The organism is Candidatus Jordarchaeum sp. (assembly GCF_052745115.1).
This window is the reverse complement of sequence record NZ_JBRAKS010000212.1, coordinates 1-6,685: the sequence shown is the minus strand read 5'-3', so window position 1 is coordinate 6,685 and position 6,685 is coordinate 1. Positions and strand designations below refer to the sequence as shown.

The following is a 6,685-nucleotide window of genomic DNA, read 5'->3' as shown; positions in this document are numbered from 1 at the left end:
TCTGCGGGATGTTCTGGAGATGGTTATTTTTTTGTTCCTGTTGGCAATATGTTGGGACGCTTCCAGATCCTTAAAAAACGCCAGCAAAAATGGTCAGCCACAAAATTTTTATTTATGAGCGAAAAGAATTATATATTACATCCTTATAACTAACTAATAAAATAAATGAGAGGAGAGATGTGGTATGTCTTCTTACGAAGATTATCCCTTTAGACGTCTTGTTTTGGGTCCTATTTTAACCAGAAACGCAAACAAATATCCTAACTATCCTGCTATTGTAGACCTTTTCCGAAACAAGAGATTAACGTATAAAGAGCTTAATGATCGAGTTAACTCTCTGGCGAACGGTCTTCTAGATATGGGCGTACGACCAGGTGACCATGTGGCAATCATGTTCTATAATGAGCACAGGATAATGGAGTCCTACTTTGCAGTATGGAAAATTGGAGCTGTAGCTGCACCACTAAACTTCAGGTATGGACCAAATGAGTTAAAGTACGTTTTACCTCACTCCAAATCAGTGGCAATAATATTTGGTGGTGACTTCACACCCACTGTGGAGGAGATTAAAAAAGAAGTAAAGAATGTAAAACATTTCATTTGTGCTAGTGATACTCCACCGGAAGATATGAGAAGCTACGAGGAAATCATTGAGAGCTATCCCAGTACTGAGATACCGGGAAAGTACTGGCCTAAAGATGATGACCCTTGCTTATTATTATACACAGCAGGCACTACAGGGAGACCTAAAGGAGTAATCCATACACACAAAGACCGGTACATTACGTGTGCCGATTACAATATTCATATGGGATCAAGGCCTTTCGGGGTAGTGGGCGTGATCACACCCATATTTCACTGCTCAGCCCTGACAGGGCTTATATCGACAATGTATGTTGCTGGAAAGTGTGTAATCATGATGCCTGGTCCACCGGAACAGTTCCTAGAGGCATTAGACAAGGAAAAAATAGAAGCCACATTTCAAATACCCGTCATGTGGATATGGTGTATACGATCACCTAAGTTTAAGGACTACGATGTCAGCTCCCTAAAACACCTTGTAACCGGTGCCCAACCCACTCCACTAACAGTGAAAAAAGAGTTATTGGAGAAGTTCCCAAACGCCACCTTCCATGACCAGTTTGGACAGACAGAAGCCATGCCTCCAGCGACCGACCTCAGCTCCGAATTTGCAGACATGTACGGGAAACCCGACTCCCTAGGAATCCCACTGTTCTGTGTAGAAGTCAAAGTAGTTGATGAGAACGGCAATGTTGTTGCCCCCGGAGAGATAGGGGAGGCTGTCTACCGGAGCCCACATATCATGACCGAGTATTATAAGGATCCTGAAAGAACCAAACAAGCCTTTGAGGGCGGATGGTTCCACAGCGGCGACATGGTTCGCAGAGATGAAGACGGTTACATCTACTTCGCCGAGAGAAAGGATGATATGATTATCACTGGTGGCGAACACGTCTATCCAACGGAAATAGAAGAGGTTCTATACGCACACCCAAAAGTCATGGAAGCTGCAGTGGTCGGGGTTCCAGATAAAAAGTGGGGACAGACACCAAAAGCATTCATAGTCCTAAAGGAAGGGCAGACAGCCACCGAACAAGAAATATTAGACTATTGTAAAGAAAAACTAACCAGTTACAAGAAACCCACAAAAGTAGAATTCGTAAAATCTATACCGAAGAGCGTGGTCGGAAAAACACTCAGAAAAGTCTTGAGGGATCTAGAAAAAGAAAAATATGAGAATGCCAAAAAGTAATAACTAATTCATTTAAAAAATTTTTTTAATATTTTTCAAGGGCTGATTAGACATGAGTTTAGATAACAAGTTTTGGAATATCAAATTTGAGACTATGCCTAGGAATGAGATTAAAAATTTGCAATTAAAGAAACTTAAATCAACAATAAAATACGCCTATGACAAAACTCCATTTGTTAAGAAAAGTTTCAAGAGCGCCGGTATTACTCCAGACGCTATTAAATCTATTGAAGATTACACCAAAAGGGTCCCCACAATAACAAAGGACCAGATAAGAAGCGAAGCTGGTCAGAGCCGAGACCTTTTCGGGGGCTACCTGTCTGTTCCTTTTGAAAAACTTTTACAGTTTGGTGTTTCTAGAGGAGTTTCTGGTGAACGCACTTTTTTAGCTGAAACCGAGAACGACTTAGATATCTGCTCAGAAATGGTTGCTCGAGGATGGTATGGTCTAGGGGCTAGGAAGAGTGATACATTTATGGTAGACCAGCATGTTTCTGCAAGCTGGTCAGCGACTGCTCGAAAGGCGCTTAGCAGAATTGGATGTCTGGCTGCTAGATACTCAACAGTGCCTCCATTCTGGGAAGTGATGTTTACAACTTATGTGAGGTTAATCGAACCTAATGTTATAAATCAGCCTACTTGGCTTTTAATTCCAGCTATTAGAAAGTTTATCAAAGAAGGAATAAATGTCGATGAAATCAATTCGAATCTAAAGTTTCTTTCCCACTGTGGAGACTTGCTCAGCGAGCCGGTAAGAAAAAGGAATGAAGAATTTTGGGGTGTACCCTTGTACGATACAATTCACATACCTGAAGTTCATGTCTTTGGTTCAGAGTGTCCAGAGAAGAATGGTATTCACTTCTGGGAGGATTTAATGCTCGTAGAGCTTTTAGACCCTGAAAGTAATGAACCTGTAGGTCAGGGAGAAAAGGGTGAGGTAACATTCACAGTATTTGATATTGAAGCCCAGCCTTATCTGCGATGGAGATCAGGAGACATGGCTACCATGGATTCGGAGCCTTGTGCTTGTGGAAGAACACACGTTAGAGCCAAATATTATGGTAGAAAGTCACACACTGTTAAGGTTAACGGTGGCTCAATCTATTTGCGTGATGTAGAGGAGGCACTTTGGAAGGAACCGGCTATAGCGTTCAAACCATATCAGCTGGTGAAGTTCAAGGTTCAACCTCAGCCCAAATTAGTAGTTAGGGCTTCGTATGAGCCTGAGGCGAAGAGTCCTGATGAACTCAAAAAAGAATTAGAGCAAAAACTCGGCAGCGAACTCGGTGTGAAGACTGAAATAGAAATGATACCGCCAGAAGAGGTTACAAAAACACCTTTAGAACTGGAGTATTTACTACCTAAAAATGAGAGATTTCCTAACCAAGGGCATCTATTCAAGAGGTATATTGAAAGGTAGTAAATGAAGGAGGAGATATGCATGGCGAATGGAGAGTTTTGGAACCAGAAGATGGAAAAGTTACCTAGAGAGGAAATAAAAGAGTTACAACTCAAGAGATTAAAAGCAATTGTTAGGTATAGCTACGACAACACATCATTCCAGCGTGGAAAATTCAAAAAAATTGGTGTTACTCCTGAGGATATAAAAACCATTGAAGATTTCCAGAATAAAGTTCCTACTATGCTCAAAGATGATATCCGCAGTGAGAGGAGCGCCACAGGAGACCTTTATGGGGGTAGCCTGGCTGTTCCGAAAGAGCGGCTTAGTTTTATGAGCAGAAGCACTGGAACAACCGGTTTACCTACATTATTTGTTGACACTGAAAAAGATATTGAAACTTCATCGGAACAGGTTGTAAGAGCCATCTACGCACTGGGGCTCAGAAAAAATGACATATGCTTCTTAACCGAAACAGGCTACCTATGCTGGGAGCTACCAGTAAAAAGAGCGGTTGAGAAGATAGGAGCAAAACAGTTAGTATTCAACACCTTCTTCTTAGAGGAGCATATAATTAATTTCCCCAACTGGTTAATCAAGGTAAAGGCAAACTGGTTCCACACCGGAACAAGGATACTACATCTTTACAATCAGCTTGTTTCCCTCATGGGAAACATGAAAGAGTTACTACCCTCACTAAAGTTCTGCTCACAGTCCGGAGATATACTCAGCGACCCTATGAGAAATAGAAGCGAAAAATGCTGGGGTGTCCCAGTATACGATCATAACTCGGTTTCTGAGATGCACACCTGGGGATGGGAATGCCCGGAAAAGGATGGAATCCATTGGTACGAAGATCTACTCTTCTTAGAGGCTGTAGATCCACAAACAGGAGAATCCGTGGGTCCAAGCGAAGAGGGAGACCTGACATTCACCGTCTTTGACATCGAAGCACAACCCCATTTGAGATGGAGAACTGAGGATATTGGAATCATTAAAACAGAGCCCTGCAATTGTGGAAGAACACACGCTAGAACACAGGTTTTAGGAAGAGAAGCCTTCTCGGTCATAGTTGGAGACAAAACAGTGCATCTAAGAGATGTTGAAGATCTACTCTGGTCTTACCCTGAAACATCATTCCAACCATACCAATTGGTACGCTACAAAACTCAACCCCAGAGTAAGCTAATTATTCGTACAGCTCTTACTCCCACAGTTGAAGATAAGCAGGCAGCGAAAAATAAGATTGAAGAGGACATGGGTAAAAAATTGGGTCTCCCAACCATAATAAATCTAATAGACGAATCTGAAGTCAGAGTAATGGGACACAAGATGCAAAAAGTCCTAGTTAAAGACAAGGAATAAACGCAGAATCCTAAAACTTCAACTTCTCACCTTTTTCTAATTTCTGGTCACAAATTAGGTTGAAAACATTTAACAGATTTACCGCTCATAGAACAAACATCTAGGGACATACTATCATGAAGGAGTAAAGTATCATGACCAAAGGTGGTTATGCTGGTACAATACTGAAAGTAGACCTAACCAATGAGAGTGTAGAGAAGGAACCTCTCAGCGATGAATATGCTAGACGTTTTATTGGCGGTTTAGGAATAAATAACAAGTTAGCTTGGGACCTAATAAAATCAGATGTAAAACCATTAGATCCAGAAAATCCACTGATTTATGGTGCTGGACCCTTGATAGGAACACTGGCACCTGGTACTTCAAGGTTAATTCTTACCACAAAGTTTCCCATAAACGGAGCTGTTGCATCTGCATGTGGGAGCATGAGGTTCGCGGCAAATCTCAAGTGGGCTGGGTATGATCATCTAGTTATAACTGGTAAAGCTCGTAGACCAGTTTATCTTGGAGTTTTTGATGAAGATGTGGGGATTTTTGATGCTAGGGATCTCTGGGGTAGGGACATATTCCAGACAAGTGAGAAGTTATGGAAAGAGCATGGAAGTGAATGCGCGGTTAATACGATAGGTCCTTCAGGTGAAAATCTGGTGGAGATTTCTTTATCTCTAATTGACCGAACCTCCACACTTGGCAGAGGTGGACTAGGAGCAATAATGGGTTCAAAAAACTTAAAGGCGGTAACTGTTAGAGGAACAAAAGGTGTTAGAGTTTTTGATTCTAAGAGATTTTTGAAGCTGGTTAAAAAGATATTTGAGAAAATTAAGAGTAATCCTATTAGAGACTGGTGGTTAAATCTGGGGATACTCATAGGGTGGGATTCTTGGAACAAGGCAGGATTCGCGGTTAAAAACTGGACTGAGGTGTTTCCTAGGGAGGAGACCTCAGAGAGGGTTGGCCCAGAAGTATATTTGAGTAAGGCTAAGAAGGCGAGGATAGCGTGTCCCTCATGCCCGATGGGCGATAAAGATGTTCTGGAAATAAAGGAGGGCGAATTTAAAGGCCTGAGAACATACGCTACATCATATCTAAATACAACTTTTTATGGCTTAATGTGTGAAGACGGAAGCTACGACAAAGCCATTAAGTGCCATGACTTAGCCAATAGATACGGATTGGATAGCCTGATGATTGCAAACATCATGGAATTTGTCTTAGATCTTTATGAACAGGGCATTCTTACCGATGTGGATTTAGAAGGAATGCCTTTGAAGAGAGATTTTGAAACCGTTTTGAGACTGATTGAAAAAATTAATTCTAATGAGGGTATAGGCCATCTGCTATCGAAAGGAGCGGTAAAGGCGGCTCAAAGAATTGGTAAGAATTCAAAGAAATACGCTTTTGATACGAAAGGTCTCAGCATTATATTTGACCCGAGAATTAACTTTGGAACAGAGGTCTTTGAACAGATTGTTAATCCCAGAGGGGCGCATGTGGTTCAAGGAGAGACACCGACCTTGATTATGGGTAGAACGCCGGAGAAACTTCGAAGATATTGTGAAAAGGCGGGAGTAGAGGAGGAAGCTCTGGAGAGAACATTCAATCATCCCATGGGGTTCAATGTAGCAAGGCTCACAAAACATGGTGAAGATCACTACTCCGTGATAAGCTCTCTAGGAATCTGCGCAAGACAACAAATCGCACAATATTATCCAATGACGCTATGCGCTGAACTATTCACAGCCGCTACGGGAATTGAAATAACTGCCAGTGAACTCATAAAGACCGGCGAGAGAATTTGGAACCTACACAAAATCATAAATGTCAGGGAAGGATTTTGGAGAGAGCATGATAAGTTCCCCAACCAGTGGTTAAATAAAACAATAAAGGATGGAGATAAAGAGTTGACTTGGATGGATTACTACAAAGAGACCCAGATCACGGAGAAAACAATAAACCAGTTAGTAAATGATTATTATGATGAGCGAGAATGGAGCATAGAGAGAGGGGTACCCACAAGGGAAAAACTCATAAAATTGGGCCTTAAAGAAGAATCAGTTGAGCTTGAAAAGCTGGGTCTAATTTAAATACAATTTGGAGGCAGTGGTTTGGAATTTTTGCTGAAGAGCATGTTTTGCGTCATATAACAG

Annotated in this window: 4 protein-coding genes; all 4 read left to right on the top strand. The window is 41.6% G+C overall.

Features of this window, described 5'->3' with window-relative positions:
* The first annotated feature begins 184 nt into the window (after positions 1-184).
* The 4 genes from ACUVXA_RS13915 to ACUVXA_RS13900 all read left to right on the top strand — a co-directional run bounded on the left by ACUVXA_RS13915 (position 185) and on the right by ACUVXA_RS13900 (position 6,622).
* A complete protein-coding gene (locus tag ACUVXA_RS13915; RefSeq protein ID WP_445871881.1) occupies positions 185-1,774 on the top strand; it encodes a class I adenylate-forming enzyme family protein in 1,590 nt (529 codons plus the stop codon).
* Between the two features lie 52 nt (positions 1,775-1,826).
* Positions 1,827-3,194 (top strand): phenylacetate--CoA ligase family protein, encoded by a 1,368-nt coding sequence (locus ACUVXA_RS13910; RefSeq protein ID WP_445871880.1) that lies wholly within the window; start codon positions 1,827-1,829, stop codon positions 3,192-3,194.
* 21 nt (positions 3,195-3,215) lie between these two features.
* On the top strand, positions 3,216-4,538 hold the full coding sequence (locus ACUVXA_RS13905) for a phenylacetate--CoA ligase family protein (protein WP_445871879.1): 1,323 nt from the start codon (positions 3,216-3,218) through the stop codon (positions 4,536-4,538).
* A gap of 134 nt (positions 4,539-4,672) precedes the next feature.
* A complete protein-coding gene (locus ACUVXA_RS13900) occupies positions 4,673-6,622 on the top strand; it encodes an aldehyde ferredoxin oxidoreductase family protein (protein WP_445871878.1) in 1,950 nt (649 codons plus the stop codon).
* Positions 6,623-6,685: the final 63 nt, after the last annotated feature.

Excerpts from the sequence above, each read along its gene's own strand:
- ACUVXA_RS13915 (WP_445871881.1), top strand. The coding sequence starts at position 185 with ATGTCTTCTTACGAAGATTATCCCTTTAGACGTCTTGTTTTGGGTCCT.
- ACUVXA_RS13910 (WP_445871880.1), top strand. The coding sequence starts at position 1,827 with ATGAGTTTAGATAACAAGTTTTGGAATATCAAATTTGAGACTATGCCT.
- ACUVXA_RS13900 (WP_445871878.1), top strand. The coding sequence starts at position 4,673 with ATGACCAAAGGTGGTTATGCTGGTACAATACTGAAAGTAGACCTAACC.
- ACUVXA_RS13905 (WP_445871879.1), top strand. The coding sequence starts at position 3,216 with ATGGCGAATGGAGAGTTTTGGAACCAGAAGATGGAAAAGTTACCTAGA.